General features: G+C 41.6%; 23 protein-coding genes, 1 tRNA gene and 1 other RNA gene. 8 read left to right on the top strand and 17 right to left on the bottom strand.

Going from position 1 to position 26,984, the window contains the following annotated elements:
- The first annotated feature begins 41 nt into the window (after positions 1-41).
- From cysM to DABAL43B_RS02195, 6 genes are all read left to right on the top strand, one after another.
- Complete coding sequence (gene cysM, locus DABAL43B_RS02220) at positions 42-1,010, top strand: cysteine synthase CysM (RefSeq protein WP_079690878.1); 969 nt, start codon at positions 42-44, stop codon at positions 1,008-1,010.
- A gap of 24 nt (positions 1,011-1,034) precedes the next feature.
- A complete protein-coding gene (locus DABAL43B_RS02215) occupies positions 1,035-1,859 on the top strand; it encodes a 3'-5' exonuclease (RefSeq protein ID WP_079690877.1) in 825 nt (274 codons plus the stop codon).
- Positions 1,860-1,938: 79 nt separating this feature from the next.
- The gene (rlmD, locus tag DABAL43B_RS02210; RefSeq protein ID WP_079690876.1) at positions 1,939-3,480 is read left to right on the top strand and encodes a 23S rRNA (uracil(1939)-C(5))-methyltransferase RlmD; all 1,542 of its coding nucleotides are present in this window, start codon (positions 1,939-1,941) and stop codon (positions 3,478-3,480) included.
- A gap of 395 nt (positions 3,481-3,875) precedes the next feature.
- Entirely contained in the window at positions 3,876-6,428 is a 2,553-nt protein-coding gene (locus DABAL43B_RS02205) for a RelA/SpoT family protein (RefSeq protein ID WP_079690875.1), read from the top strand.
- A 66-nt stretch (positions 6,429-6,494) separates the two neighbouring features.
- Entirely contained in the window at positions 6,495-7,478 is a 984-nt protein-coding gene (gene mutM, locus DABAL43B_RS02200; RefSeq protein ID WP_079690874.1) for a bifunctional DNA-formamidopyrimidine glycosylase/DNA-(apurinic or apyrimidinic site) lyase, read from the top strand.
- A gap of 221 nt (positions 7,479-7,699) precedes the next feature.
- Positions 7,700-8,140 (top strand): hypothetical protein, encoded by a 441-nt coding sequence (locus DABAL43B_RS02195; protein WP_079690873.1) that lies wholly within the window; start codon positions 7,700-7,702, stop codon positions 8,138-8,140.
- 148 nt (positions 8,141-8,288) lie between these two features.
- Here DABAL43B_RS02195 and mscL read toward each other — a convergent pair whose 3' ends face one another.
- The 3 genes from mscL to DABAL43B_RS02180 form a co-directional block, all read right to left on the bottom strand.
- Positions 8,289-8,732, bottom strand: coding sequence for a large conductance mechanosensitive channel protein MscL (mscL, locus tag DABAL43B_RS02190; protein WP_079690872.1), 444 nt, complete (start codon positions 8,730-8,732; stop codon positions 8,289-8,291).
- A 298-nt stretch (positions 8,733-9,030) separates the two neighbouring features.
- A complete protein-coding gene (gene typA / locus DABAL43B_RS02185; protein ID WP_079690871.1) occupies positions 9,031-10,878 on the bottom strand; it encodes a translational GTPase TypA in 1,848 nt (615 codons plus the stop codon).
- Positions 10,879-11,232: 354 nt separating this feature from the next.
- On the bottom strand, positions 11,233-12,402 hold the full coding sequence (locus DABAL43B_RS02180) for an OmpA family protein (protein WP_079690870.1): 1,170 nt from the start codon (positions 12,400-12,402) through the stop codon (positions 11,233-11,235).
- A 604-nt stretch (positions 12,403-13,006) separates the two neighbouring features.
- Between DABAL43B_RS02180 and DABAL43B_RS02175 the strand changes: the two genes are divergently transcribed.
- On the top strand, positions 13,007-13,594 hold the full coding sequence (locus DABAL43B_RS02175) for a Tfp pilus assembly protein FimT/FimU (RefSeq protein ID WP_079690869.1): 588 nt from the start codon (positions 13,007-13,009) through the stop codon (positions 13,592-13,594).
- 19 nt (positions 13,595-13,613) lie between these two features.
- On the opposite strand, the gene DABAL43B_RS02170 is transcribed toward DABAL43B_RS02175, so the two are convergent.
- The 13 genes from DABAL43B_RS02170 to coaD all read right to left on the bottom strand — a co-directional run bounded on the left by DABAL43B_RS02170 (position 13,614) and on the right by coaD (position 25,069).
- On the bottom strand, positions 13,614-14,414 hold the full coding sequence (locus DABAL43B_RS02170; protein ID WP_079690868.1) for a pyridoxine 5'-phosphate synthase: 801 nt from the start codon (positions 14,412-14,414) through the stop codon (positions 13,614-13,616).
- 65 nt (positions 14,415-14,479) lie between these two features.
- A complete protein-coding gene (gene recO, locus DABAL43B_RS02165) occupies positions 14,480-15,337 on the bottom strand; it encodes a DNA repair protein RecO (protein ID WP_079690867.1) in 858 nt (285 codons plus the stop codon).
- Positions 15,338-15,399: 62 nt separating this feature from the next.
- A complete protein-coding gene (era, locus tag DABAL43B_RS02160) occupies positions 15,400-16,578 on the bottom strand; it encodes a GTPase Era (protein ID WP_171996311.1) in 1,179 nt (392 codons plus the stop codon).
- A gap of 217 nt (positions 16,579-16,795) precedes the next feature.
- Positions 16,796-17,593 (bottom strand): ribonuclease III, encoded by a 798-nt coding sequence (gene rnc / locus DABAL43B_RS02155; protein ID WP_079690866.1) that lies wholly within the window; start codon positions 17,591-17,593, stop codon positions 16,796-16,798.
- Positions 17,594-17,735: 142 nt separating this feature from the next.
- Entirely contained in the window at positions 17,736-18,131 is a 396-nt protein-coding gene (locus tag DABAL43B_RS02150) for a DUF4845 domain-containing protein (RefSeq protein ID WP_079690865.1), read from the bottom strand.
- A gap of 160 nt (positions 18,132-18,291) precedes the next feature.
- The gene (lepB, locus tag DABAL43B_RS02145) at positions 18,292-19,194 is read right to left on the bottom strand and encodes a signal peptidase I (RefSeq protein ID WP_079690864.1); all 903 of its coding nucleotides are present in this window, start codon (positions 19,192-19,194) and stop codon (positions 18,292-18,294) included.
- 80 nt (positions 19,195-19,274) lie between these two features.
- The gene (gene lepA, locus DABAL43B_RS02140; RefSeq protein ID WP_079690863.1) at positions 19,275-21,071 is read right to left on the bottom strand and encodes a translation elongation factor 4; all 1,797 of its coding nucleotides are present in this window, start codon (positions 21,069-21,071) and stop codon (positions 19,275-19,277) included.
- Between the two features lie 417 nt (positions 21,072-21,488).
- Positions 21,489-21,565, bottom strand: a tRNA-Met gene (locus DABAL43B_RS02135).
- 149 nt (positions 21,566-21,714) lie between these two features.
- An RNA gene (rnpB, locus tag DABAL43B_RS02130) (RNase P RNA component class A) lies at positions 21,715-22,097 on the bottom strand.
- A gap of 66 nt (positions 22,098-22,163) precedes the next feature.
- Positions 22,164-22,883 (bottom strand): dethiobiotin synthase, encoded by a 720-nt coding sequence (gene bioD, locus DABAL43B_RS02125; RefSeq protein ID WP_079690862.1) that lies wholly within the window; start codon positions 22,881-22,883, stop codon positions 22,164-22,166.
- An 11-nt stretch (positions 22,884-22,894) separates the two neighbouring features.
- A complete protein-coding gene (bioA, locus tag DABAL43B_RS02120) occupies positions 22,895-24,226 on the bottom strand; it encodes an adenosylmethionine--8-amino-7-oxononanoate transaminase (protein WP_079690861.1) in 1,332 nt (443 codons plus the stop codon).
- A 3-nt stretch (positions 24,227-24,229) separates the two neighbouring features.
- Positions 24,230-24,478, bottom strand: coding sequence for a YfhL family 4Fe-4S dicluster ferredoxin (locus tag DABAL43B_RS02115; RefSeq protein WP_011279634.1), 249 nt, complete (start codon positions 24,476-24,478; stop codon positions 24,230-24,232).
- 81 nt (positions 24,479-24,559) lie between these two features.
- Positions 24,560-25,069: a pantetheine-phosphate adenylyltransferase gene (gene coaD / locus DABAL43B_RS02110; protein ID WP_079690860.1), complete on the bottom strand. Its 510-nt coding sequence runs from the start codon at positions 25,067-25,069 to the stop codon at positions 24,560-24,562.
- A gap of 252 nt (positions 25,070-25,321) precedes the next feature.
- Between coaD and smpB the strand changes: the two genes are divergently transcribed.
- Positions 25,322-25,795 (top strand): SsrA-binding protein SmpB, encoded by a 474-nt coding sequence (smpB, locus tag DABAL43B_RS02105; protein ID WP_079690859.1) that lies wholly within the window; start codon positions 25,322-25,324, stop codon positions 25,793-25,795.
- Positions 25,796-25,917: 122 nt separating this feature from the next.
- Here the strand turns inward: smpB and rarD are convergent, their stop codons facing one another.
- A complete protein-coding gene (gene rarD / locus DABAL43B_RS02100) occupies positions 25,918-26,940 on the bottom strand; it encodes an EamA family transporter RarD (protein WP_079690858.1) in 1,023 nt (340 codons plus the stop codon).
- Between the last annotated feature and the right edge of the window lie 44 nt (positions 26,941-26,984).

Below are 26,984 nucleotides of genomic sequence, written 5' to 3'. Positions count from 1 at the left end.
TTTTAAGAGAACATTCTTTAAAAAATTAATAAGGATACCTTATGTCCGCTACGGCCAAGTCAAACGCCAACTTTATTACTCAAATCACTAAGCTTGCTGATTGTGTCGGTCAAACGCCATTGGTCAAATTGCAGCGTTTGCCTGAGCAAGAGCAGATTGCCAATGGTGCGGTATTGCTAGCCAAGCTCGAAGGTAACAATCCTGCCGGTTCTGTAAAAGACCGTCCTGCATTTAACATGATTTATCAAGCTGAGCAGCGTGGTGATATAAAGCCTGGTGATATGTTGATTGAAGCGACCAGCGGCAATACCGGCATTGCTTTAGCCATGGTCGCGGCGATGCGTGGCTATCCGATTACTTTATTTATGCCGACCAACTCAACCCAAGAACGTAAAGACGCCATGATTGCTTATGGTGCCACGTTAATCGAAGTGGATGACGGTATAGAAGCGGCGCGCGATTTGGCATTACAGATGCAGACTGAGGGTAAAGGCATTGTGCTAGATCAATTTAATAACCCTGATAATAAACAGGCGCATTATCTGACCACAGGTCCTGAACTATGGACACAAACTGACGGTAAAATCACTCACTTTATCAGCTCTATGGGTACCACTGGCACCATCACCGGTGTCGCACAATATCTAAAAGAGCAAAATCCTGCGGTGAAAATTATCGGTTTACAGCCTGATGAAGAAGCATCTATCGCTGGTATTCGCCGTTGGCCTGCCGCTTATATGCCGGGTATTTTTGAAGCGGACTTGGTTGATGACATCATGGATATTGATCAACGCGTCGCTGAAGTTTATATGCGTAAGCTTGCCAAAACCGAAGGGATTTTTGCTGGGGTATCTTCAGGTGCAGCTGCATGGGCCGCCATACAAGTAGCGAAAGAGAACCCTGACGCTGTCATAGCCTTTATTGTCTGTGATCGCGGTGATCGTTATTTGTCCACTGGACTATATAATGTCGATGACAGCATAGAAAATGCTGACAACGCAGCTCTATAAGCCAACCACTAGGTAGAATTATCTATGTCACAAGCCTTCTCGTCCAATCCTATACTGGTCTTTGATATTGAGACCGTCGCGGATACCGATGCTGCCCGCCGTATTTATCCGCAATTGGCTGAGCTAAACGATGCGGACGCATTGAGCGCATTAACGGCTATTCGAATACAAGAAGCGGGACACGACTTTATGCGTTTGCCGTTGCAGCGCATTGTCTGTATTTCTGCGCTCTATATTAAAGACGGTACGTTTTCTTTATTTTCTTTAACCGCAGATAAGTTTAGTGAAAAGGAAATTCTTGCCAAGTTTTTTCGGGCGTTTAGTGATCTTGAAAAACTGCCTAAACTGATTAGCTGGAATGGTTCGGGCTTTGATATTCCGGTGCTGATATATCGTGCTATGCAATATGATTTGTCAGCGCCATGGTTATTTGAAGAAGGCGAGCGCATCAAAAACATGCGTTTTGATAATTATGTGAATCGCTTTCACACGCGCCACCTTGATTTGATGGACAGATTTAGCCAATACGGTGCCAGCCGCCGTGAGGCCATGGATGTCGTCGCAAGCTTATACGGCTTGCCTGGTAAGACGGATGTCGATGGCAGCATGGTTGGCGACCTCGTCAGCAATAATGACTGGCAGACGCTATCGATATATTGTGAGTCTGATGTGATGAATACCTGGTTGATATATTTGCGCTGGCTGCGTCTAACCGGACAACTATCCTTACCCGATTTCGATGCTTGGCAGCAGCAAAGCCATGACTATTTAGCCAAATTTACCCAAGCGGACGGCAGTCCACGTCACCAAGAATTTATTGCTGATTGGTCATCTGCGCCCAAATTATAGAAAATACGGTTATAAGCAATTTGTTCTATCCTCATTTTTTTAGCTATTTTTATTTATCATTTATTATTAAGGCAGGTTTATGCAACCCACCGATTCAAACACTTCTACAGCACCTGATACCACACAGCAAACTAACGAGACTCAGACCATTACTATCCCGCCTAATAAGAAAAAATCTAAGCCATCATCGAAGACACGCCGTCGTCTAAAAGATGCTGAGCCACTACCCTTTACTGTTGATGGCTTATCGCATGATGGTCGCGGCGTTGCCGTATACGGTAATGGCTTTGGAGAAGCCGAAGGACACATCACAGATAAGCATGGCAAAAAAATCTTTGTCAGCTTTGCATTACCGGGTGAAAGCGCCTTGGTCAAAATCACTAATAGTCGTACCAGCTTTGAAGAAGGCGATGCCATTAGCATCACTGCCAACCCAAATCCTGAACGCGCTGTACCGCCCTGCCCACACTTTGGGGTTTGTGGTGGTTGTAACTTACAGCATTGGCAACCGGATGCGCAGATTAATTTTAAGCAGTCTGTCCTTGCTGAAATGTTAGAACACCAAGCCCACGTTCAGCCTGATAATTGGCTAACACCCATAGTCGGAGATCAACTCGGCTATCGTACCAAGGCGCGACTTGGCGTACGTTATGTTGCCAAAAAAGAAACCGCGCTGGTAGGCTTTCGTGAGCGCTCAAGTAACTTCTTGGCTGAGTTAAATGAGTGTCATATCTTAGATCCGCGTATTGGCTTTGAGATTGAAAACTTAAAAACCCTTATCAGCACCTTAGAAAGCCGTGACAAGATTGCCCAGCTTGAATTGGCTATGGGTGAGTATTTGCCAGAGCTACCTGATGGTGATCAACCAGTGGCACTGATTGTGCGCAACCTAGCGCCATTATCAGAAGCTGATATAGATAAACTAAAAGGCTTCTTTGCTGCTCGCAATTGGCAGTTATATTTGCAATCAAAAGGTGTCGATAGCATTCAACGTATTGCCTTGACGGATGCTGATGATTTAAGTGAACAATTTGGACGCTTATATTATCAATTACCCGAATATGACCTTACTTTTGAATTTATCCCGACAGATTTTACCCAAGTCAACCTATCCGTAAATCGTCAGATGACCAAACTTGCTTGTGATTTGTTGGATTTAAAAGCAGGTGAGCGGGTGCTGGATTTATTTAGCGGCTTGGGTAATTTTAGCTTACCACTTGCGCGTTTGGTTGGTGAAACTGGCTCAGTTGTTGGTGTTGAAGGTAGTGAAGCTATGACTGCTCGCGCCGCTGATAATGCGCGTCGCAATGGCATTAATAATACTGAATTTTATAGCCAAGACTTAACTCAGGACTGTACGGATAAACCTTGGGCCAATCAAGGATTTGATGCGCTGCTTATTGATCCACCACGTTCTGGCGCATGGGAAATCATGCAGTATTTGCCAAAGTTTAATGCAGAGCGTATTGTCTATGTTTCATGTAACCCTGCTACCCTCGCTCGTGATACTAAAGCTTTGCTAGAACAAGGCTATCGTTTGACTCATGCTGGCGTGATGGATATGTTTTGCCATACCGGTCATGTTGAGTCAATCGCTCGCTTTGAGAAAGTGTCAGCTTAGCGTCCGTTTTTTCGCGTTTATTTTTTGATACATAAAAGCGTTAAGGTGTTTTTTTTAAAATAAATTAGCCATATTGTGCTTAAAGAAAATCGACGATATGCGCGTAAATAAGCCGCTATGTTATTGAGCCTGAAATTATCATTACAGAGGCTCGCTTGATTTGTCATCGCAACATGCGATAATAATAGTCAGTGCTTTCATTTTTTAATAAAAATGTAGCAAGTATACGTACTCATAATTGTATGTATTATTCATACGTTTAATTTTATAGCTGCTAAAAAAGGATTTTTTAGCGGCTGTATTGATTTATAACTGACTATTCACAAATAGCAAGCTCACCACATGCATTGTAGATGAGGTTATCGTCAATTTAGAATAGCTAAGAGGAGTGGGCTATGGTAAAAATTCGTGAAGGATTACCGCTGGTGGATGGACAGACCACGCAAGCTGACAGTGCCACCCTAGCGGCACAACTGGTCGCGAGTCAACGCTCTCATCAGTCTGCCAACAGTTATGCCCAAATTCCCCTCGATATCAAACATCAGCTGTCCACTCATAAACTACATACTACCTTTGATCGCTCCGCACAGTATGCTTATCATAGTCATGACCCGAACCTTAAAAACGAGTATTTAGACAATAAACTTCTCAATGAATCCTCGACGCTTTCAGAAAAAGAACTTGAAGCGATTGATTTGGATCAGATAAATATTGACGTACCTACTTGGCTAGACAATGTAGCTAAGCGTATCGGTCAAGAATCTGTACCCAATCTCAGTGTTGCCTGTGAGTTTATTCGCAGTCATATGAATACTAGTGAATCTGAGCGTTCAGGCGCTTACGTGACAGGTATTGCTATGACGGACATCTTGACTTACCTTTACCAAGATGAAGATGCCCTTGTTGCTGCTATGCTTTATCGCAGTGCGCGTAAGGAAATCATTAGCCTCGCTGATATTGAAAAAAACTTCGGTGCTGATATATCAACCTTAGTCAAAGATACCTTGGCGATGGGTAAGCTGTCTGAGATTATCGAGAGCAATAAGCGCCTAGAAGATCACTTTGTTAATAACCAGCGTGATCAGCTATCAAACATTTATAGCATGCTCATCTCCGTCACCAATGATGTGCGCGTGGTACTCATCAAGCTGGCTGAACGTACTTTTGCCATGCGTGAATTGACCTTTTCTAATGCAGAACGGCAAAATCGTGTCGCACGTGAGGTTATGACGATTTATGCCCCATTATCGCACCGCTTGGGTATCGCCCAGCTTAAATGGGAGCTTGAAGACTTAGCGTTTCGCTACCTTGCGCCAGATCGCTATAAAGAAATTGCCAAGCTATTATCGGAAAAACGTAGTGAACGTGAGTCCTATATTCAGCGCGTGCAAGACAAGCTAAATGAATCCTTGGCAGAAGCTAGTATTGAAGGTGAAGTTTCAGGACGCGTTAAGCACATCTACTCCATTTATCGAAAAATGAAGTTAAAAGGCTTATCATTTGATCAGCTTTATGACATTCGCGCCTTGCGGGTATTAGTCACCAACCCTTCAGATTGCTATCATGTTTTAGGACTGGTACATGGCTTGTGGCGTTATATCCCCGAACAATTCGATGATTATATTACCAATCCAAAGTCTAATGGTTATCGCTCATTGCATACGGCAGTGATTGCTGAAAATAAATCACTTGAAGTACAAATCCGTACTCATGAAATGCACTTTGAAGCCGAGCTTGGCATGTGTGCCCATGTCAATTACAAAGAAGGTCTCAAAAATAAGAAAGACAACTATCTCAATCAAAGGATCAGCTCATTACGCCAACTGCTCTCTATTAATAATGAAACGCGTAATCAGCCACGCTCGTCATTATTGACAGGCGAAGAGCTAGAAGAAATCGAGTTTGATGACGAAGAACAACTGGTTGATTTCGATGAGCTCGAACGTATTTATATCTTTAGTCGTGATGGTGATATTACTGAGCTACCAAAAGGCGCGACTGTGCTGGATTTTGCTTATTATGTGCACACGCAAGTTGGTAATCGTGCTCAAGCGGCGCGAGTCAATCAGCGCTATGTGCCGCTGACCTATCAGCTCAAGACTGGCGAACAGGTTGAGATCATTACCAAAGCGTCACGTGAGCCTAACCGTGATTGGCTGGTTGCTTCACTGGGCTACATTCATACCAACCGCGCACGCTCAAAACTGCGTCAGTGGTTTAATAAACAAGATCGCGATAAAAATATCGAGATTGGTCGGCATATGCTGAGTAAAGAGCTTGAGCGCTTATCGGTGCATCCTAATAGCATTGATTTAAATGACTATATCCAGCATTTTCATGTCAACAATACCGATGATATCGTCGTCGGTCTAGTAACAGGTGAGATTGGACTCAACCAACTCACCAGCCATATTTCTCGTCAGTTGCATCTAGAGCCTGAAAAACCTGAAGAAGATTTCTCACCTAATATCGATACAAGAGACTCAGGGCAACGTGATGCCTATAAAATTCATATCGATGGCTTGGACAATATCGAGATTAATTTGGCAGGCTGTTGCCATCCCGTACATGGTGAGCCGATCGCTGGTTATATTACGTTGTCGCGCGGTGTTAGCGTGCATAATCGGGGCTGCCCCGAGTATCTACGTCTGATTGAGCGTGACCCTGAGCGCGAAATCGAAGCGGCTTGGAAAGTTAAATCAGGTCGCTATCAGCCGGTAGATATTCATGTAGAGGCGTACGATAGGCGCGGACTTTTACGCGACTTGACCCAAATTATTGATAAAGAAAACGTCAATATTCGCCAAGTTGAAACGCTGAGTAATGATGACAATATTGCCTTTTTAAAATTTCATATTGAGGTTTCAGGATTGGCGCATTTATCAAAGCTACTTGCCAAGCTCGAACAGCAGCACGGCATCTTACATGCCCGTCGTGCCGTTGCTTGATGATAAAGTGATCAAAATTTCCCAAAAACACCTTCAATTAATAATAGAGTTTTCATAAAAAATACTATGCCTGAGTTGCCCGAAGTAGAAACGACAAAAACCAGCCTTACTCCGCTATTAGGCCGTAAGGTCACCAACGTAGAAGTCTTTCAACCCAAACTGCGTTGGTCGATGCCTGATGATTTAAACCAATTAGTTGACTACACTTTGGATAGCGTTGAGCGACGAGCAAAGTATTTAATCCTCAATTTTATACCGTTATTTGCTGCTCATACTACTAGCGCTATCCAGTCTGACACGTTCCAGACTGACATTTTAAAGCCGCGCCAACTTTTAATTCACCTTGGCATGTCAGGCAGCTTACAACAACACAGTCATGCTAGCGATAAACGCAAACACGACCATTTGATTATGACCTTTATTGGCGCTGATAACACGCAAATCCAGTTACACTATTATGATCCTAGACGCTTTGGATCGGTCTTATGGCTTGAGGATTATGGTCATAAACTATTAGATCATTTAGGACCTGAGCCATTATCAGAAACCTTTACTGCTGACTATTTATATTATCTAATTCAGCGTACCAATAATCCCAGCCAAACATCTAATGATACTTTAACAAATGAAACCAAAGTCAGTAAGGCAATCATCAGTAAAACCACTACCACTAAACAACCGATCAAACGCGCTATCAAATCAGTGATTATGGAGCAACAAGTCGTGGTTGGCGTTGGCAATATTTATGCAACCGAAAGTTTATATCTTTCAGGTATTCATCCAGCAACACCTGCCCATGAGTTATCATTCGAGCAGATTACGGTACTGGTTGATCATATCAAAGTTATCTTACAAAAGGCGATAGCGCTTGGTGGTTCAACATTACGTGATTTCACAGTTGCCAGTGGACAAACAGGATATTTTCAACAAACCTTGAATATCTACGGCAGACAAGGTGAGGCTTGCCCGCACTGTGACACAGTATTAGAAAATATTAAGCTCAATGGGCGCGCCAGTGTTTATTGCCCGCACTGTCAGCCAAGCCGTTAAATTGAAACATATTGACTAATAACACTGCTTTAGAAAAAAATCTTGCGCATTTTTGTTGCTTATTAACGTACATATTGCTTTAATAGTGCCAGCACTTACATAATTAGTGCAAACCGTTTATTGATCTGTAATATATCATCTATTTATTGTTGCCGCGATATTTCTGTGGGGAAATAGCAGCAGCTATCCATCATACTATTTATGAGTTTTAGGACATCATTATGACGGCTCAAGCTAAAATCAAACGCACCGCTAAATATAAGCTACTAACGATGATTGCAAGTGCCAGCTTAGTTTTTGCAAGCATGCAGCCCGCTTTGGCAGCGATAGAAATTGATGAAACTGATTTTGGTCCTTCTTATGAGACCATGGCAGTTGATACCATTGTTGGGAAGCCATTACAGCTAGTAGCAGCAGTGGCGGGTACAGCAGCTTATCTCGTTAGCCTTCCCTTCTCTCTTATCGGCGGTAATGCAGACCAAGCACAGCAGAAGTTGTTCGTTGAGCCATGGAATGCAATGGGTCGCTGCTTAGGCTGTACTGTTGCTGAGGATAATTATTACAAATCACAAGTTGTTGACAATAACGTTGTACGTATTGTTGTTGATCAACCATCAGAGATTCTTATTAATACCAACGACTATGTTATAGTTACTCCGTAAACCGCTAATTTATCTAATAAATTATTGATAGTAGCTATTTTATCAATTGATGATTTTTAAATTAGTAGCTTATCAATATCCAATAAAAAAAGGCTAACATTACGTTGGCCTTTTTGCATTTTATTATCCTATTTTAGATAAAATTGCTTTATTTGGTAAGATTGCTATTACCAAGCTTGGCACTAATCTCACGCAGCAACTGCACTTCTTCTGAAGGTCCTGCTACTTCCTCTACCACCTCATCTGCACGGCGCAATCTATTGACCATTTTTATCATCATAAAGATAATAAACGCTAAAATCAGGAAGTTAATAAGTACGGTGATAAAACTACCATAAGCCAATACCGGGACACCCGCTGCTTTAAGTGCATCATAGGTTTTAGCAACACCTTCAGGCGCATCCCCTAATATGAAAAACATATTCTTAAAGTTGATTTCGCCGCCCGCAATAAAAGCAACGATAGGCATAATGATATCCTCTACTAAAGATGTCGTAATAGTAGCGAACGCTCCACCAATAATGACACCGACAGCTAAGTCCATGACATTACCTTTTAAGGCAAATTCTTTAAATTCAGATACCATACTCATAATCTCTTTCCTCAAAAATCTTATCTACAATAAGATAAGTATATAAATGGTTAATCCGACATTGGACTTTAGGGACAATTATTGAATGTTTCGTTGTTTGAAAAACTCTATCAAACTATTGTGTTTTTATTTCATGAAAAATGCAACAAAAAAAACAGCATAGAATGAGTGATGTTCTACTCATTCTATGCTGTTCATTAGATATCTTACTTAATAATAAAAAAATATATTAATTAGTATTAAGGATATTTCTTAATTACCAAACAAATAAATGATGACTATCATTTATTTATCGATATTAAGCACCTTTCTTACGTCCAAAACGTTTACGCTCACTTTCAGTCAAGTAACGCTTACGCAGACGAATAGATTTTGGTGTAACTTCTACTAGCTCATCATCTTGAATGAATTCAAGCGCTTGCTCAAGAGTAAACTTGATTGCAGGCGTTAAGGTCAACGCTTCATCAGTACCACTAGCACGAACGTTGGTTAACTGCTTGGCTGTTGTTGGGTTAACGGCCATATCATCGTTACGTGAGTTTAAACCAACAATCATACCTTCGTAAACTTCAAGCTGTGGCTCAGCAAACATCTTGCCACGCTTTTGTAGGTTAAATAGTGCGAAGCCTAAGCAGACACCTTTGGTCATAGAAACGAGTACGCCGTTAGAGCGAGCACCGACATCACCAATTTTTTGTGGACCATAATGCGAGAAGCTTGAAGTTAGGATACCTGTTCCTGAAGTCAATGTTAAAAACTCAGAACGGAAACCAATCAAACCACGAGCTGGCATTGTCGCTTCGATACGCATACGACCTTTACCATCAAGCTCCATGTTGGTCATTTCGCCTTTGCGTAGACCAACTTGCTCCATAATTGGACCTTGATGCTGATCTTCAACATCAAAGACTACATTCTCGTACGGCTCTTGTAGCTTACCATCAATCTCTTTAACGATAACTTCTGGACGCGATACACCAAGCTCATAGCCTTCACGGCGCATGTTTTCAATCAATACAGACAGATGTAGCTCGCCACGACCTGATACTTTAAATTTATCAGGAGATTCTGTGTCTTCTACACGCAATGCCACATTATGAATCAGTTCACGCTCAAGACGCTCACGAATGTTGCGTGAAGTGACGAACTTGCCTTCACGACCAGCAAACGGAGAGTTATTAACTTGGAACGTCATAGATACTGTTGGCTCATCAACCGTTAACGCTGGCAAAGCTTCAACATGATTAGGATCACATATAGTATCCGAGATGTTAAGTGCATCAACACCAGTAATACAGACAATGTCACCTGCTTGCGCATCATCTACTTCAATACGATCAAGACCATGATAACCCATAATCTTCAATATACGACCGTTACGTGTTTCGCCATCTTTATCGATGACAGTCACTTGCGTATTAGTAGATACACGGCCACGTTGAATACGACCAATACCGATAACACCAACGAAGCTATTATAATCAATACTTGAGATTTGCATACGGAACGGAGCATCAGCATCTACTTGCGGAGGCTGCACAACATCAACAATAGTTTTGAAAAGTGGTGTCATGTCATCAGCTAAATTATCAGCTTCTAAACCGGCAATACCATTCAATGCTGAAGCATAAACAACTGGGAAATCTAATTGCTCATCAGTCGCACCTAAGTTGTCAAACAAATCAAAAATTTGATCCATTACCCAATCAGGGCGTGAGCCTGGACGGTCAATCTTGTTAATAACAACAATAGGCTTTAGACCTTGCTCGAACGCTTTCTGAGTCACAAAACGGGTCTGAGGCATTGGACCATCGACACCGTCCACAACTAGAAGTACACAGTCGACCATTGACATCACACGCTCAACTTCGCCACCAAAGTCGGCGTGACCAGGGGTGTCCACGATATTGATACGGTATTCAGTACCATCAGTATCGTCAGTCCAACGGATGGCTGTATTTTTAGCCAAAATAGTAATACCACGTTCTTGCTCAATATCACCTGAATCCATCGCACGTTCAGCAATGTTTGCACGATCGCCAAAAGTACCAGACTGATGTAATAGCTTATCAACCAAAGTTGTTTTACCGTGGTCAACGTGGGCAATAATTGCAATGTTACGCAGGTGTTTGATATCGTTCGCCATATAAAATGCTCGTTTCGTCTTAAAAAAATGCAGTAGCAGTAAGCACCGCTGGATAAACTTTTGCCATTAACCAGATAGTCCTAATTACACTAGTATCAAACGACCATACAATAGGCACGGTGGATTAATTAATATGCGTAAAATCAAGTATCTATGCTGATAAATCCATCGTACAGATAGCTATGCTAATGTACACTTTGTCAATCTACAAAGTGTTTGGGTAGCTAGTATAACATTATTGCATCATAGATTTATGTAATAACTCACTTTTCTCGATACATAAATAAAAAAAGCCACCCATTGGGTGGCTTTTTTTGTAACTAATTAGTTTATAACATAACTAGTAGCTATTACTTATTGAACAACCATATCTTTAGTTTGTTCAACAGTCATGGTTTTGTCACCAGTGATGATGGCATATACACGACGGTTCATAGCGCGACCTTCTTCAGTGTTGTTATCAGCGATTGGTTGGTCATAACCATAACCAACTGTTGATAGACGGTTTGGTGCGATACCAAATTCGTTAGTCAACATAGATTTTACAGCAACGGCACGGGCTTCAGACAGACGTTGGTTATAACGTGCTGATGGACCTGTTTTAGAAGCATGACCTTCAACACGAGCGGTAGAGTTAGGATACTCACGCATCTTCTCTGCTACTTTAGCGATCTCAGGTTGGTACTGAGCTTTGATAGCTGATTTATCGTTATCAAAGAATACACGAAGTTCCATTTTCAGCTCATCAGTAATATCTACTGGTACTGGGCAACCGCGCTCATCAACAACCACGTTCATTGGAGTGCCTGGGCAAGCATCGATGCTATCAGGTACGCCATCGCCATCAGAATCAAGATCAGATTCAATAACAACGATTGGTGGAGTTTGAACGTTAGGCTCTTCCATTGGTGGAACAGCTACTGTAGGTGCTAAATGGCCACCAAGTACAACTTCTAGACCGGCCAAGGCCATGCCTTCCCACCAGTTTTCGTCAAAGTTATGAATCGCACGAGCTTCACCACGTAGGCTTAAAGCATTGTTAATACGATACATAGCACCTAGACCTAGGTTACCAATAGTATCTTTAGAACCAGTAACAAAGTTGCCAGCTGCATCTTCAACTTCGATTTTAGATTGACCAGCACCAACTAATACATATGGCTTAAATGCGTTATCAGTGTAACCACTGAACTCTTCAAAACCGATCAAGAAGTTACCAGAAATCATTTCTTGTTCAGCATCTAAAGATATAGTACCAGCATCGTTTACAGCATCAGTATTTGATACGCCATACTCTACTTGAAATTGAGTAGAAGGAGTTAGCTCGATACCTAGTGCTGCACCAGTGTATAAACCATTCTCTTTATAAACCCCACCTGCGCCCATAGTTTCAGCTTGCTCATCAGAAGCGCCTTCACTGTAATGATAACCAAGTAGCAATGGGCTGATAGTAACGCCAGCGTTAGCTGCTAGTGGGGCTGCCGTGATGGCAAACAAAGCCAAAGCAATTTTATTTAATTTCATGAACTTCCTCCAAAGGATAATTTTAGTAATGCATTAAGCAAAACCGCTGCTCAAGATGGCCAAAAATAGACATCATTTACGAATTAAAATTACAAAGCAAAACCAATTAAGAAGTAGCTTAGCGATTATCAATTCAGTTTACAACTTTTTTCGTTAACCAGCTACACATTATTACACGATAATGTCATAACTAAAACACATTAGCCAGCTTAACTTACTGAGCTCTAACACACTTTACACTTTTTATCTTTTGTATGTTAGGTCGCAATAGATTATGAAACCAATCATGTCTATTGATTAAGACTATTTTAATACAAATGGCTTAGTTTCTCTATTGCTAAAACGCTCCATTCACGAATTGAAACATTCTTTGACAGTAGACATATATTTAGTTTATATTCATAAATGTAAACATAGTTTCACTACCTAGATAAATATGTGGTCTTAGACGCCAGTTTCTACATCATGAGTAATTCAGAAATTAGGGTGAAAAGTTAAGTAAATTATAAAATTAACCAGTTATATTGAAACAAAAACTCAATTTCATCAGACAATTTTAAAGATTTTATTCTATCCATACCTTTTATATAGGTAACAGTCCTCAATGATTGCATCATATAGAGAATCTTTCAATAGGTTAAAAAATCAAAAGCCCTATCATGATAAGGGTTTTAATTTGGTAGAGCTGATCGTTACCGTCGCAGTCTTGTCTATATTAGCAATGATTGCTGCTCCTTCTATTATGGAGCAACTCGCTCGCATGGAAGCAAAGCGTATTGAAGGTCAAATAGAAAATACGCTGACATTAGCCAAAGCTGAAAGTTATATCAGAAGACAAGATTTACTTGTTTGTTTATCGAACAGTGCTGGACGTTGTCATCGAGACAGTTATAAAACACTGTTGTTATTTTCAGATAAGAATAATAATAAAAATTTTGATATTGGTATTGATGATTTGCTAGCAGAACAGATCCTAAACCCGAAATATAGTACTTTATATCTACGCGTAGGTAATAATCGTCATTACACTAAGTTCTGGGGCGACAGCGGTAGTCCGCGCGGACATTTTGGTCATATTAAATACTGTCCGACCTCAACCTACAATCAAATCATGTATCAAATCTCATTCAATCAAGGTGGTCTCATTACTTATAAACCAAATGAAAGCCACCCGACCGAATGTGGCCAATAAAAATGATGAGATTAGATGCTTAGATACTTTGGTGCATGGCAGACTTCATCATAATAACCGCCTGCTCTAATCCAACAAAAACGGCATCGGCAATAAGAGCATGACCAATATTCAGCTCATATATACCATCAATCTGGGCAATAGCATTGACGTTATCACGTGTGAGACCGTGGCCTGCATTGACTAGAAGTTTATCATCAGTAAATCTAGCAGTGGCCACTGCATTTTTGATTCGATTCAGTTCTGCGTTCATCCTATCGATATCATCTGCTAAACCTGCCTCCGCATAGGCGCCTGTATGTAATTCAATAGCATCAGCGCCACAATTGACTGCTGCAGCAATCTGCTTATCTTCTGGATCAATAAATAAAGACACTTTGATATCTGCCGCCTGTAACTGACCGATATAATCTGTCAACCAAGTGAGCTGTCCTGCGACATCAAGACCGCCTTCTGTGGTCAATTCGGCACGCTTTTCTGGTACTAAACATACCCAAAATGGTTTGACCTGACAGGCAATCTCTAGCATTTCAGTCGTTGCTGCCATCTCTAAATTCATTCTAGTGGTCAGTTGCCCCGCCATTTCATAAACATCTGCATCTTGAATATGACGGCGATCTTCACGCAAATGAATCGTTATCCCATCTGCACCCGCTTGTTCACATAGAAGTGCTGCTGCTAATGGACTTGGATAGCTAACGCCACGTGCTTGGCGTAAGGTCGCTACGTGGTCAACATTGACCCCTAATAACGGTTTTTTTGAGGCATTTTCTGAAGTTTGCTCTAATTTGGAGGCTGTTATGTGCGCGGCGTTAGTCATAAAAAATCCTTTTAATAATATGTAGATCATTTACTAAAAAATAGCTTATAAAGTCTTTGTCAAAACTATGATTGATAACGCTGTTGCTGCTGCCAAAGTAAACGACTTTGTAGCGGCTGATAATCAAGCAAATGATCAATCAGCTGCCGATGCAAGCGCGACCATGCGTTTAGCGTAGTATTAGATATTCCTTGCTCCAGCATCATCAATATCTCACTACCACTGAAAACCGTATGAGTGATAGCCCTATCATTATCTTCAGTATGGACAATAGGCACTAAACCTACATCAGCTAAGAAGCGGTAAGCACAGTGAGGCTCAATAGGATTCTCAAGGCTATCATGTTTTAACGTTAGCGAAAAACCCAACTCGTTAAATAAATACGTCTCAAAGTGGCGCAAGCATAAACGTAATTCGTCAGCAGTTAAGGGCTGTTTAAGCTGACGTAGACTGTCTTGATAATGGTGCCATAATACTGGCATAGGATCTTCAGTAGGTAGTAGTCGCCACAGTATTTCATTCAAATACAGGGCAGCATACTGATGTTGGCCAGTGATACTGTCGTGATGCAACGCCTCTGACATTATCGCGTTGCTATCTTTTATAGCATCACTATCTTTTATAGCATCACTATCTTTTATAGCATCCCTATCTTTTATAGCATCCCTATTTTCTCTAGCGTTACTATCTTCTTGCTCTATGGGTTTCTGTACGACGCTTAACAAGGCGATATTAATCTGACTGAATGTTTTAAGATCACGTTTGCCAGTAGCAAAGAGCTGTAAGGGCATAAATAGTGGCGCGCCCTTTTTACCAATACCATGTATCACCCCGTGTTGCTGAGAAAATAAATAATATAAGGCGCGCTTTTCTTGATAAGGGCGCTGGTGTAATAAATAACCGATTAACGCTTCGTTACGCATTGATTATTACCTCAGCTTTAATAATAGAAATCTATTATCGACATGCTGTTTTTTGGTCGCTACTAATATCCCAAGCTGGTTAAAGCACGCTCATCATCGGACCAGCCGCGCTTCACTTTCACCCATAGCGTTAACATAATTTTTTTATCGAACAGTTGTTCCATATCCTTACGCGCGTCCATACCGACTTGTTTGATACGTTGACCTTTGTCGCCAATAACAATCGCCTTTTGCCCGCTACGTTCAACATAGATAGTGGCATCAATAAAAGTACAGGCTTTGCGTGGGCGACCTGTTTTTGGATCAGTATGCGCCGCTTCGTCTTTAAATCCGTCAATCTGTACGGTCAAATCGTATGGTACTTCATCACCAGAGCTACGCATGATTTTTTCACGGATAATTTCACTGGCCAAAAATCGCTCTGAACGATCGGTGATTTGCTCCGTATCATAGATAGGCTCAGCGATTGGGAGATGTGAAGCAATCACTTCTTGTAGACGATTAAGATTTTGATTTTTTAATGCAGAAACAGGTACGATATCGGCAAAGTCAAAGCTATCACTAAAGGTTTCGATAAGTGGCAGAATACTGCCTTTATCTTTTAAAGTGTCTGCTTTATTAATGACCAATACAACGGTCAGCTCCGTATTACCAAGTTTTTGTAAAACCAATAGGTCATCATCACGCCACTGGTCTGAATCAACTACGAATAACACCAAGTCAACATCGACTAAGGCAGACACGGCGGCTTTATTCATACGTTCATTAATAGCACGCACTTCATTACGATGAATACCAGGGGTGTCGACGAATACGGCTTGCATTTCATCATTAGATAAAATACCGTGAATACGATGACGAGTCGTCTGCGGTTTACGTGAGGTGATAGACAGTTTTTGACCCAATAAATGATTCATCAAGGTCGATTTACCCACATTTGGACGACCAACAATCGCTACATAGCCGGTTTTAAAACCTTCAGCAGTACGAGCACTATTACTTGGTGAAAAAAACTCTTCAATTGCTAAATCGTTTTCTAGATCATTGTTTTCTATTGCGTTTTCTTCTAGCGCATTAGCTTCTAACGAATTGTCTTCTAGTGCATTATTTTCTAAATTATCAGCATTTAGCTGAATATCATTCGATTCAGTATTGTTTTGGCTTAGATTCAGGTCGGCATTTTCGGTCATATTTTTGGCATTATCTTCATTATTTAATGGCAAGTCAGGGTGATTGCTCATAGGTTAATCCTGTGGAGGTTGTATCAGTCAAACTGCTGTAAAATTAAATAAAATAAAACAGCAGAACTGTTATCAAGTTAAGAGTATTGGGTATTTCAACACTTAGTGCTTCAAAAAATCGATTTTCAAAGCCACAAGTATTTGAATAAAATAGTAGAAATTAAAGGTTATGTTTATAATCGAACTTTAAAATAGGCTTCACAAACTTTAAAATCAATTATGCGCGCTTTTTGGGCACACCTGGTAATTTATGAAGCTGATTAATCATAAGCTCTGCTGCTTTTTGCTCAGCAATACGGCGACTCTCGCCAGATTCAGTAATATCAGGACAATTGCTGATATTTACCTGACAGCGAACCACAAAAACTTGATGCGGTGCATTGCCTTGTGTCTCCATAAGCTCGTAATGCGGCAGATCAAATTGCTTAGACTGTAACCATTCTTGTAAGCGGCTCTTGGCATCTTTTAGGGCTTTTTGATCATTGACATTATCAATGAGGTCGCCGTACCAAGAAAGCACGCAAGCTCGCGTAATATTCATATCTTGGCTATCCAAATAGATAGCACCAATCAATGATTCTACAGCATCGGCCAATATAGAAGCGCGATTGCGACCGCCGCCTTTACGCTCACCCACGCCCAATATTAACTGATTAGACAGCTCTAGGTTTTGGGCAATGATGACCAAAGACTCTTGCCGTACTAAAGTGGCACGCATACGGGTCAGCCGACCTTCGTTTTGGCTAGGATAACGATGATATAACGCCTCACCGACAATCATACCTAATAACGCATCACCCAAAAACTCTAAACGCTCGTAGTTTTTTTTGCTATCGAACGAGCGATGAGTGAGTGCCAGCTTTGGTAGGCTTAAATCATTAAACACATAACCCAATTTGCGCGTTAATATTGCTAAGCGTTGAATAAATTCCGAGCTAATAACAAGCGTGTCATCAGACAGGCTGTTTTGTTGGGGATTAGGAACCGCCTGAGGGTACTGCGAAGTTGGTTTCATGCGTGGCTTATGGTTATCCCGTTTGTATTTCATTGTTTAATTTTATTAAATGATAATATTTTTCAAAAAACATTAACTTCAAAAAACCAGCTTTCAGATAGCTGTTTTTAGATAGCTATTATACAAATATACAAAAAGCCAGTTATTCGGCTGTTGTACCATCAATATCACCTTCGAAGCGATTAATAATATCTACATTACCGAAGAGTTTATTGGTTATGTCATATTTCTTATGAATAGCTAATTGACCTGTTTTTTTATCCGTAAAGGTAAATACCTCTGCTGCCTTAGTATCATAATCAGCATTAATAGACAGTTGCTTGTCAACACGCTCAACGAACTGTTTGGCGGTTTCCTTATTACTATTGGATTCTTTAAGCTGAGCGTTTAAGGTTTTGCTCAATTGATAATCGCCAATTTGTGCTGGTACAATAGCAACGATCAATTTGATAGCCACGCCTAAAGCGATGATAATAAAGACGATGCTAGTGACACTAGCGCCGCGCTGTGTAGACAAACCAGATAACTGTTGCACCATAATACCTCTCAACGGGAAAGTTGCTATATTGATAATTTACCATGCTTATAAATTACCATGTTTTAGTCCCTATCTATAATCTAGATAGTAGTGCCTTAAATAGCCATGATATTATCACAAAACTATTATCGATAACTTAATCCGTCGAGTATTGATAATATTAATCGATAGCACCGTTACGTTTAAAGGTCGGTAAGTTAAGACCAGGCGGTTTATGCATCCAAATATAAACGGCTTTGCCCGCTAAATTATCATCCGGTACAAAGCCCCAAAAACGGCCATCCGCACTACGATCGCGGTTATCACCCATCACAAAATATTGACCTTCTGGTACCTTAATACGCCACTCATTACCTTCTGAGCTAACCACTTCTGGCGACTGTTGCTGCAAAAATGGTGCATATTGCGAGCTGTTCATGCCCTTCAAATAGCGAACGACATATTCATGCTTCTCTTGGGTTTCTTTGAAATACTGTGCTTCGCCTTCTTCTTGCTGGCCCATTGCAGCGGCATTTTCTTCTGTGAGCATTTGACCGGGTGCCACTTGACCTGCGGAATACAGCTGTGATGTCAGCTCAGCATTAGCGTCAAAATCAACCGCGACCGTGTTCACAGGGACGTCGTTAATCGCAAGCGTACCTTGGTTATAACTGACGGTATCACCCGGCAGACCAATGACCCGCTTGATATAATAAATACTCGGGTTTTCTGGATAGCGAAAAACTGCCACGTCGCCATGTTCAGGCGCGCCAGTATCGATTACTTTATTATAAGTTAATGGCAAACGCACACCATAAGCGTATTTATTGACGGCAATAAAATCGCCAGTATATAACGTCGGCACCATAGACGATGAAGGAATATTAAACGGCTCAATTAAGAACGAGCGTACAATAAGCACCACCGCTAACACGGGGAAAAAGTCATAAGCCCAGCGTACCAGTAAGCTCTCTTTACCGCGACCACGGGTTTTACGTTGTTTAAGCGTCAACTTATCTAATAGCCAAATAATACCCAAGCCGATGGTTAATGGCACTAAAATCAAATTAAAATCAAAATCCATACTTAATTGCCTATTAGCGAGCTACTTATCTGACTATTTTAATTTATAAGACTAGCGATGGTTATGCGTATATCAATATCTTAATCTACTTGAAGTACTGCTAAGAAGGCTTCTTGTGGAATCTCCACATTACCGACTTGCTTCATGCGTTTTTTACCGGCTTTTTGCTTAGACAATAGCTTTTTCTTACGCGAGACATCACCGCCATAACATTTGGCTAAGACGTCTTTACGCATAGCTTTAACCGTACTACGTCCAATAATCTGGCTACCGATCGCCGCTTGAATCGCCACATCAAACATCTGACGCGGGATCAGCTCTTTCATCTTCCCAACCAGCGCATTACCACGGTAGCGTGATTGGGTTTCATGGACAATCATGGCAAGCGCATCAACTTTATCGCCATTAATCAGTACGTCCACTTTAACCAACTTATCGACTTGATAACGCTCAAAATTGTAGTCAAGCGAAGCAAAGCCACGTGAGACTGATTTTAGGCGGTCAAAGAAATCCATGACTACTTCACCCATCGGAATATCAAAGATCAGTTGCACTTGGCGACCCATAAAGCGCATATCAACTTGCACACCGCGGCGCTCGATACACAAGGTCATGACGTTACCCAAGTAATCTTGCGGTACTAAAATCTGACAACGGGCAATTGGCTCACGGAATTCTTCAATATTATTAGGTTCAGGCAATCTTGATGGGTTATCAACGTAAATAATCTCGCCATCTTTTTTCACAATCTCGTAAATCACCGAAGGCGCAGTGGTAATCAAATCCAAGTCATATTCGCGCTCTAAACGCTCTTGGATAATCTCCATATGCAGCATACCGAGGAAGCCACAACGGAAACCAAAACCGAGTGCATCTGAAGTATCTGGCTCAAAAAATAACGACGCATCGTTAATCTGTAGCTTTTGCAGCGCTTCACGGAATTTTTCGAAATCAGTAGACTCAACAGGGAACATACCGGCATAAACTTGCGGGGTAATCTGTTTAAACCCAGGAATACGCTCAACATCAGGCGTACTGGCATGAGTAATCGTATCACCAACCGGCGCACCAGCAATGTCCTTGATACCCGCAATAATAAAGCCCACTTCACCCGCTTGTAAAATACCCGTATCTACAGGCTTCGGGGTAAAGACACCAATTGAGCCGACTAGATGCGCATCTTTGGTAGATTTAATATAAAGTTTATCGCCTTTTTTTATCGTACCTTGGCGCACACGTACTAATGATACGACGCCCAAGTAATTATCAAACCACGAATCAATAATCAACGCTTGTAGCGGGGCGTCACGATCACCCGTTGGCGCAGGGATAAATTCAACCAACGCTTCAAGTAATTTATCAACGCCAAGACCAGATTTTGCTGAAACGCGTGGGGCATCAACGGCATCGATACCGATGATATCTTCAATCTCTTGGATGACACGCTCAGGCTCAACTTGTGGTAAGTCAATCTTGTTTAAGACTGCCATTACCTCTAAACCTTGATCAACTGCGGTATAACAGTTGGCAACGGATTGTGCTTCCACACCTTGCGCCGCATCAACGACCAATAGCGCGCCTTCACAAGCCGCTAATGAACGTGAGACTTCATAAGAAAAATCGACGTGTCCCGGGGTATCAATAAAGTTCAGCTGATAGCGCTCACCATTGGGATGGTCATAATACAGCGTCACCGATTGTGCTTTAATCGTGATACCGCGCTCACGCTCAATATCCATCGAATCGAGGACTTGCGCCTGCATCTCGCGATCTTGCAGCGCGCCACACATCTGAATAAAACGATCAGCAAGGGTCGACTTGCCATGATCAATGTGGGCAATAATAGAAAAGTTACGAATATTGGCTAATGCAGTCACAAAGCGCCTACTAAATAATGGAGGATGGAGTAATGAAAATAAATGCTGTTAGATGGAATCAATAGAATCTCCACTCATACTTAATATCAGCCAATACGCTAATACTACCGTATTAAGTTAAGAAACTATCTTATCAAATTAAAAGCCTATGGCGCTTATTACTAATTAATAGTACTTATTACTACGCGCAGGCATGTGAGAGTATTCTAGCAGTTTTCCACTGTAAAGTAAGGCGATTTTATCAGCAAGATTTTGATTGATAAATGAGGTTAATCAGACTGACTTCAAATACAGAACATTGACTAAGCTAGAACTGATAGATTTTGTGTATAACCATTTATTATCGGCCATAAAGCAGGCAAAAAAAAACCAATCATATAATGATTGGCTTTTTAAATTTGAGCAACTGCATATAAATGGTGGCGATGAAGAGACTTGAACTCTTGACCTCACGATTATGAGTCATGCGCTCTAACCAGCTGAGCTACATCGCCATTTAAGGCTCGGTATTATGCCGATATGAGTGACTTGCGTCAACCCCTAAAAAGCATTTTTTGCAAAAAACATTGAATTAAATTCAAAATAACAGCAATTTTAAAAACCAAGCCTGTACTACAATGTACTTTTAAAAAAAGTACTAAAAAAAGTTGGTAGACCGATAAGCCGGGTTCTGTCGTGGACAATCATTCCTCTAGGCGTATCATCGCTAATACGCTCAAGCAACCTACCCGCATCGAACGCGGGCCGCGCCATGCCGATGCCTATTTGGTCTTGCTACGCGTGGAGTTTACCATGCCGTGAACTGTTGCCAGCCACGCGGTGCGCTCTTACCGCACCCTTTCACCCTTACCGATGACATGAATATCTTGCGATACCCATATAAGCCAAAGGCGGTCTTCTCTCTGCTGCACTGGTCGTCAAGTTACCCTGCCCAGCCGTTAGCTGGCACGCTGCCCTATGTAGCCCGGACTTTCCTCCCCTGCATGTCTGTTGCCAGTGTGCAGCGGCGATTGCCTAGTCTACCAAGCGCGCTATTATAGCAAAATAAATCCTGCTTTCGGAAAGTTTTTTTAGCTTATTTTTAGCGGTGATTTATATAAAGTCTTGAGGAAGTATATAATCTACATTATTAAAGCCATTATCCTCTTGCACAGGTAAAGACAACCAATGTGCACTTGGATAATGCTGCTGAAGATAACTTTGCAAAAATTCTATCGTACTAGCTGCTATCTGTTCATCCGTCTGAGCAGAATTGTCATGAATGTGGTTGTAAATAACACTATGAACGTTTAAACCACGCGACTTTATCGCTTCCAAACTCAGCAAGGTATGATTGATACTACCCAAGCGCCCAGAGGTAACCAGAATAACTGGATAGCGTTCTTTAGCAATATAATCTAAGGTTAATAACTGCTCAGTGATTGGGACTAACAACCCGCCAGCCCCTTCTAATAACACCACGTCATACTTACTTTGCAAACGGCGTGTCGCTTTGGTAATCACTTCAGGGTCTAACACCTTATGGGCAAGTTTAGCGGATAAATGCGGTGACGCAGGCTTCTCATAACGATAAGGACACGTCGTGTTATCAAGGTCACATGGCTGTAGCGGAATATTCATTAATTGACGATGGGTAATAATATCATCGGCAATACCTATCTCACCGTTATCTGGATTTATTGCCACGCCCGTCTGTACCAACTTCTGAGTAATGACATTGATACCTTGCTGCATAAGCGCTTTTGCAATCATGCCGGTTGCATAGGTCTTGCCAATATCGGTATCAATACCAGAGATAAATAGAACGCTCATAGTTATCCTTGCTATTCTTTTGTGGTCAAAGAAACTTGAGTTAAATAAATACTGACCACTGTTAATAGCGCTTGGCAAAGGGTAATAAGTTCATCATCAGTAATCACATAAGGCGGCATGATATAAACTAATTTACCAAAGGGTCTAACCCAAATGCCATTTTCAATCAGCAAAGATTGAAAGACTGGCATATCGACAGCGTCATATAACTCAATCACCGCTACCGCACCCAAACAACGCACTTCTTTAACACCTTCTAGCCTTGCAGCTGGGTTAAGTTGCTGCTCCATGACAGTTTTCATATTTGTAGTGCGCGCTTCGATATCATAAGACACTATCAAATCAATCGATGCACAAGCAACGGCACATGCCAGCGGATTGCCCATAAAGGTTGGTCCATGCATGAGAGCTGGATAATCACTGTGGCTAATGGTATCGGCAATGTGGCGCGTACATAATGTGGCGGCAAAAGTCATATAACCGCCCGTCAATGCTTTACCAATCGTCATAATATCAGGGCTAATACCTGCATGCTCACAAGCGAATAATTTACCGCTGCGACCAAATCCTGTGGCGATTTCATCAGCAATCAGTAGCACATCATGCTCGTCACAAAGTTTGCGCAATAGTTGTAAATACTCAGGATTATAAAAGCGCATACCGCCTGCGCCTTGAATAATCGGCTCGATAATAAAGCCAGCAAGCTTATCGCTATTTTTAGCAAAAAACGCCGTTAATTCATCACGCTCGCTTTGGATCAGCTCACGCTCAAAACCCAGTGGTGGCGCTGCTACAAAATGCTGCATTGGCAATTGATTACCATACAAACTATGCATGCCAGCGACTGGATCACAAACACTCATGGCATGCCAGGTATCACCATAGTAGCCAGAATGAGTCGAGGCAAACTGCTGCTTGGTTGGACGCTTAGCCGCTATTTGATATTGCAGCGCCATCTTCAGAGCCACTTCCACTGCGATACTACCACTATCAAAATAAAAGATAGCATCAAGTCCAGCAGGAACGATTGACAGTAGTTTTTTACCCAAGTCTATCGCGGGCTGATGGGTCAAACCGCCAAACATGACATGCGCCATTTTGCCCAATTGTTCAATAATCGCCGCGTTTAATTTGGGATGATTATAACCATGCACGCTCGCCCACCACGATGACATACCATCAATCAGGCGCGTACCATCTTCGGTGACAATATAAATACCAACGGCATGGTCAATCACGATATTGGGATAACTGGGCGGCAGGCTGGCATAGGGATGCCAAAGATGTTGCTGGTCAAAACTGTTGGCAGATGAAAGTTTCGTAGATAATAGTGATGTTGTCATGTTTTATTTGCCAGTAATACGCTTATATTTTGACATCAAATCGCTTTCGGTTTCCACATGATTAGGATCATGAGGGATGCAATCGACGGGGCAAATGACCACGCATTGCGGCTCATCAAAGTGTCCAACGCATTCGGTGCATAAATCAGGGTCAATCACATAAATATCATCGCCTTCTGAGATGGCTTCGTTTGGGCAGGCAGGCTCGCACACATCACAGTTGATGCATTCATCCGTAATTAATAACGCCATAAACTGCTCCTTGTTTTTCCATAAGGCATTTGTATCTATTATTTGTATAAAAAACCACGCAATCTAACACAGCTACGCGATCTACTTACTACCGAGCTTTTGAATAAAAGCTTCAGAAACACAAGGTGGCACAAATTTAGTCACATCACCGCCAAGCTTGGCAATTTCACGAATCATAGTAGACGAGATAAAGGAGTAATTCTGCGATGGTGTTAAAAACACCGCTTCAAAGTTTTCATCGAGCTCACGGTTCATATTCGCCAATTGAAATTCATACTCAAAATCTGACATCGCACGCAAACCACGCAATACTGCTGTGGCATTTTTTTCACGCATAAAGTCAACGAGTAAGCCTTCAAAGCCAATTACTGATACTTGCGGTAAATCGGCAAATACCGTTTCGACCAAAGTAACGCGCTCTTCAAAGTTAAATAATGGCTTTTTATGATGTCCTGAGGCAACAGCAATCACCACCTCATCAAACAATTTGGTCGCACGCGTGACTAAGTCCACATGACCATTAGTAATGGGGTCAAAGGTGCCAGGATATAAAATTTTGGTATGCAATTTTGAAGAAGTAGGAAGGCTCATAGCAGGACCAATATGGTTGGTGATAACGTGGTTGGTAATAATAAGGTATATGCTAGCAAATTTTGCCCAAACTTAATACTTATCTGCTACATTTGTCCTAACAGCCGACTTACCTTTACACCGACTGCTTTGCTACAATAGTCGGTTCGACTCATCCCTCTTATTACTTAATAAAAGACAATCCATATTAAAGGGTTCGGATGAGGACTGTTAGACAAGGGCAATATATTTTGAAGTCCTTATGGAGAAATTATGTCAAAAAAATCAAAAAAACCGGAAAATCAAATATGTGCCAATAAAAAGGCTCGTCATGAGTACTTTATTGAAGAGACTTTTGAGGCAGGACTGTCGTTACAAGGCTGGGAAGTGAAAGCCATTCGCGCGGGTAAAATGACCATTACCGAAGCGTATATTATTTTTCGTAATAATGAAGCTTTCATATTTGGCGCGCATATTCAGCCGTTGCTGAGTAGCTCAACGCACGTCAGTCCTGATAGTATCCGTACGCGTAAGCTATTACTTAATCGCCGCGAAATCGAAAAATTAATGGGTGCAGTCAATCAAAAAGGTTATGCTTGCGTGCCGTTATCCTGCTACTGGAAAAACTCGTTGGTAAAATGTCAGATTGCCTTAGCATTAGGTAAAAAGCAGCATGATAAACGCAAAACACTTAAAGACCGAGACTGGGAACGTGATAAGCAGCGCGGCTTTAAAAATGCCGACTAAATTTATTGGTTTAATACTACTGTCTTAAATTGATTATTTTTAGCGCGATAAAAAAGGACGATTCAACCAATTGGCTGAATCGTCCTTTTTTTATTTGGTTTACTCATCATTTGTATAAACGCTTAAGCCGCTTGAGAAATTTTTGTCATTTTCGATTGCTTATGAGAACGGCGCAATTGACGCACCCCGTGCGCAATTAAAAAGACAATCCCAAGCCAAATTAACCCATAGCTATAGATCATCGCTGACTCAAATGGATTACCTAATACAGTGATTGCCAAAATAAATAATAACGCCGGCTCTATATAGCTCATCATGCCATAGACGTTCATCGGCAGCATCTGACTGGCATCGACGTTGGTTTTCATTGCCAATACACTTAAGATACCCAAACCTATTAGCATCATGATAAAAAATCCTGAACCACCAACTAAGCTTAAGCTACTTGGTGCAATAAAGAATAGATACGCCAAAGCAAACGGTGCAAAAATGGTTAAATCGACCAATAAGCCAGTAATCGCACTGATACCCTGCAGACGACGTAAAATATAATAAATAGGATAGGTTCCGCAGACCCAAAGTGTTGCCCATGAAACGCTTTGCGTGCGCACAATCTCGCTGCCCACCCCTAATGCGGCAAAGCCCACTGCCAACCATTGCAAACGACTTAACTTTTCGCCAAATAGCACGCAACCAAATACCACCATCATCAGTGGGAATAAAAAATAACCCATTGCTGTCTGTACACCTTGACCATTTACTGGCGCCCACATAAATAGCCAAAACTGACTGAGAAATATCGGCGTTGGTAATAGTAACCAAGCCCATTGCTTAACAGAACCTAAGGTTTTTAGTTTGTCGATATGAGTGCCTAAACGCCCACTAATGAGTAAATAGCCTATTAATGCCGCCCACATCGCTAGCATACGCCAGATAAATACTTGCGTGCCTGATAACGGCGCTAAAAAGCTACTGTAAGCATAAAGCACGCCAAATAAAACGTTTGACAATATCGCCAGCATCACGCCCATGATTAAGGTGCGTTGCTGTGCGCTACCTGCTGTCCACATCGCAGGCAGTGGCAAGCGCGAAACGGTGGTTGCTAGCGTATTCGTGAGTACAGTAGATAGGACTGAGGTTGACATAAGTAGCACCGTAAATAGTAGACCTTCAACGAACCAGCTATTGA

The organism is Psychrobacter sp. DAB_AL43B, from assembly GCF_900168255.1.
Taxonomy (GTDB): Bacteria; Pseudomonadota; Gammaproteobacteria; order Pseudomonadales; family Moraxellaceae; genus Psychrobacter.
This window is presented reverse-complemented; position numbering and strand designations above follow the sequence as displayed.

What these genes read in the sequence shown, in the direction of transcription:
- lepB (WP_079690864.1), bottom strand. Translation starts at nt 19,194, where the DNA reads ATGGATTTTGATTTTAATTTGATTTTAGTGCCATTAACCATCGGCTTG.
- bioA (WP_079690861.1), bottom strand. Translation starts at nt 24,226, where the DNA reads ATGACAACATCACTATTATCTACGAAACTTTCATCTGCCAACAGTTTT.
- mutM (WP_079690874.1), top strand. Translation starts at nt 6,495, where the DNA reads ATGCCTGAGTTGCCCGAAGTAGAAACGACAAAAACCAGCCTTACTCCG.
- smpB (WP_079690859.1), top strand. Translation starts at nt 25,322, where the DNA reads ATGTCAAAAAAATCAAAAAAACCGGAAAATCAAATATGTGCCAATAAA.
- typA (WP_079690871.1), bottom strand. Translation starts at nt 10,878, where the DNA reads ATGGCGAACGATATCAAACACCTGCGTAACATTGCAATTATTGCCCAC.
- DABAL43B_RS02175 (WP_079690869.1), top strand. Translation starts at nt 13,007, where the DNA reads ATGATTGCATCATATAGAGAATCTTTCAATAGGTTAAAAAATCAAAAG.
- era (WP_171996311.1), bottom strand. Translation starts at nt 16,578, where the DNA reads ATGAGCAATCACCCTGACTTGCCATTAAATAATGAAGATAATGCCAAA.
- DABAL43B_RS02215 (WP_079690877.1), top strand. Translation starts at nt 1,035, where the DNA reads ATGTCACAAGCCTTCTCGTCCAATCCTATACTGGTCTTTGATATTGAG.
- bioD (WP_079690862.1), bottom strand. Translation starts at nt 22,883, where the DNA reads ATGAGCGTTCTATTTATCTCTGGTATTGATACCGATATTGGCAAGACC.
- rlmD (WP_079690876.1), top strand. Translation starts at nt 1,939, where the DNA reads ATGCAACCCACCGATTCAAACACTTCTACAGCACCTGATACCACACAG.
- DABAL43B_RS02170 (WP_079690868.1), bottom strand. Translation starts at nt 14,414, where the DNA reads ATGACTAACGCCGCGCACATAACAGCCTCCAAATTAGAGCAAACTTCA.
- DABAL43B_RS02150 (WP_079690865.1), bottom strand. Translation starts at nt 18,131, where the DNA reads ATGGTGCAACAGTTATCTGGTTTGTCTACACAGCGCGGCGCTAGTGTC.
- DABAL43B_RS02195 (WP_079690873.1), top strand. Translation starts at nt 7,700, where the DNA reads ATGACGGCTCAAGCTAAAATCAAACGCACCGCTAAATATAAGCTACTA.
- coaD (WP_079690860.1), bottom strand. Translation starts at nt 25,069, where the DNA reads ATGAGCCTTCCTACTTCTTCAAAATTGCATACCAAAATTTTATATCCT.
- cysM (WP_079690878.1), top strand. Translation starts at nt 42, where the DNA reads ATGTCCGCTACGGCCAAGTCAAACGCCAACTTTATTACTCAAATCACT.
- rarD (WP_079690858.1), bottom strand. Translation starts at nt 26,940, where the DNA reads ATGTCAACCTCAGTCCTATCTACTGTACTCACGAATACGCTAGCAACC.
- DABAL43B_RS02115 (WP_011279634.1), bottom strand. Translation starts at nt 24,478, where the DNA reads ATGGCGTTATTAATTACGGATGAATGCATCAACTGTGATGTGTGCGAG.
- recO (WP_079690867.1), bottom strand. Translation starts at nt 15,337, where the DNA reads ATGCGTAACGAAGCGTTAATCGGTTATTTATTACACCAGCGCCCTTAT.
- mscL (WP_079690872.1), bottom strand. Translation starts at nt 8,732, where the DNA reads ATGAGTATGGTATCTGAATTTAAAGAATTTGCCTTAAAAGGTAATGTC.
- rnc (WP_079690866.1), bottom strand. Translation starts at nt 17,593, where the DNA reads ATGAAACCAACTTCGCAGTACCCTCAGGCGGTTCCTAATCCCCAACAA.
- DABAL43B_RS02180 (WP_079690870.1), bottom strand. Translation starts at nt 12,402, where the DNA reads ATGAAATTAAATAAAATTGCTTTGGCTTTGTTTGCCATCACGGCAGCC.
- DABAL43B_RS02205 (WP_079690875.1), top strand. Translation starts at nt 3,876, where the DNA reads ATGGTAAAAATTCGTGAAGGATTACCGCTGGTGGATGGACAGACCACG.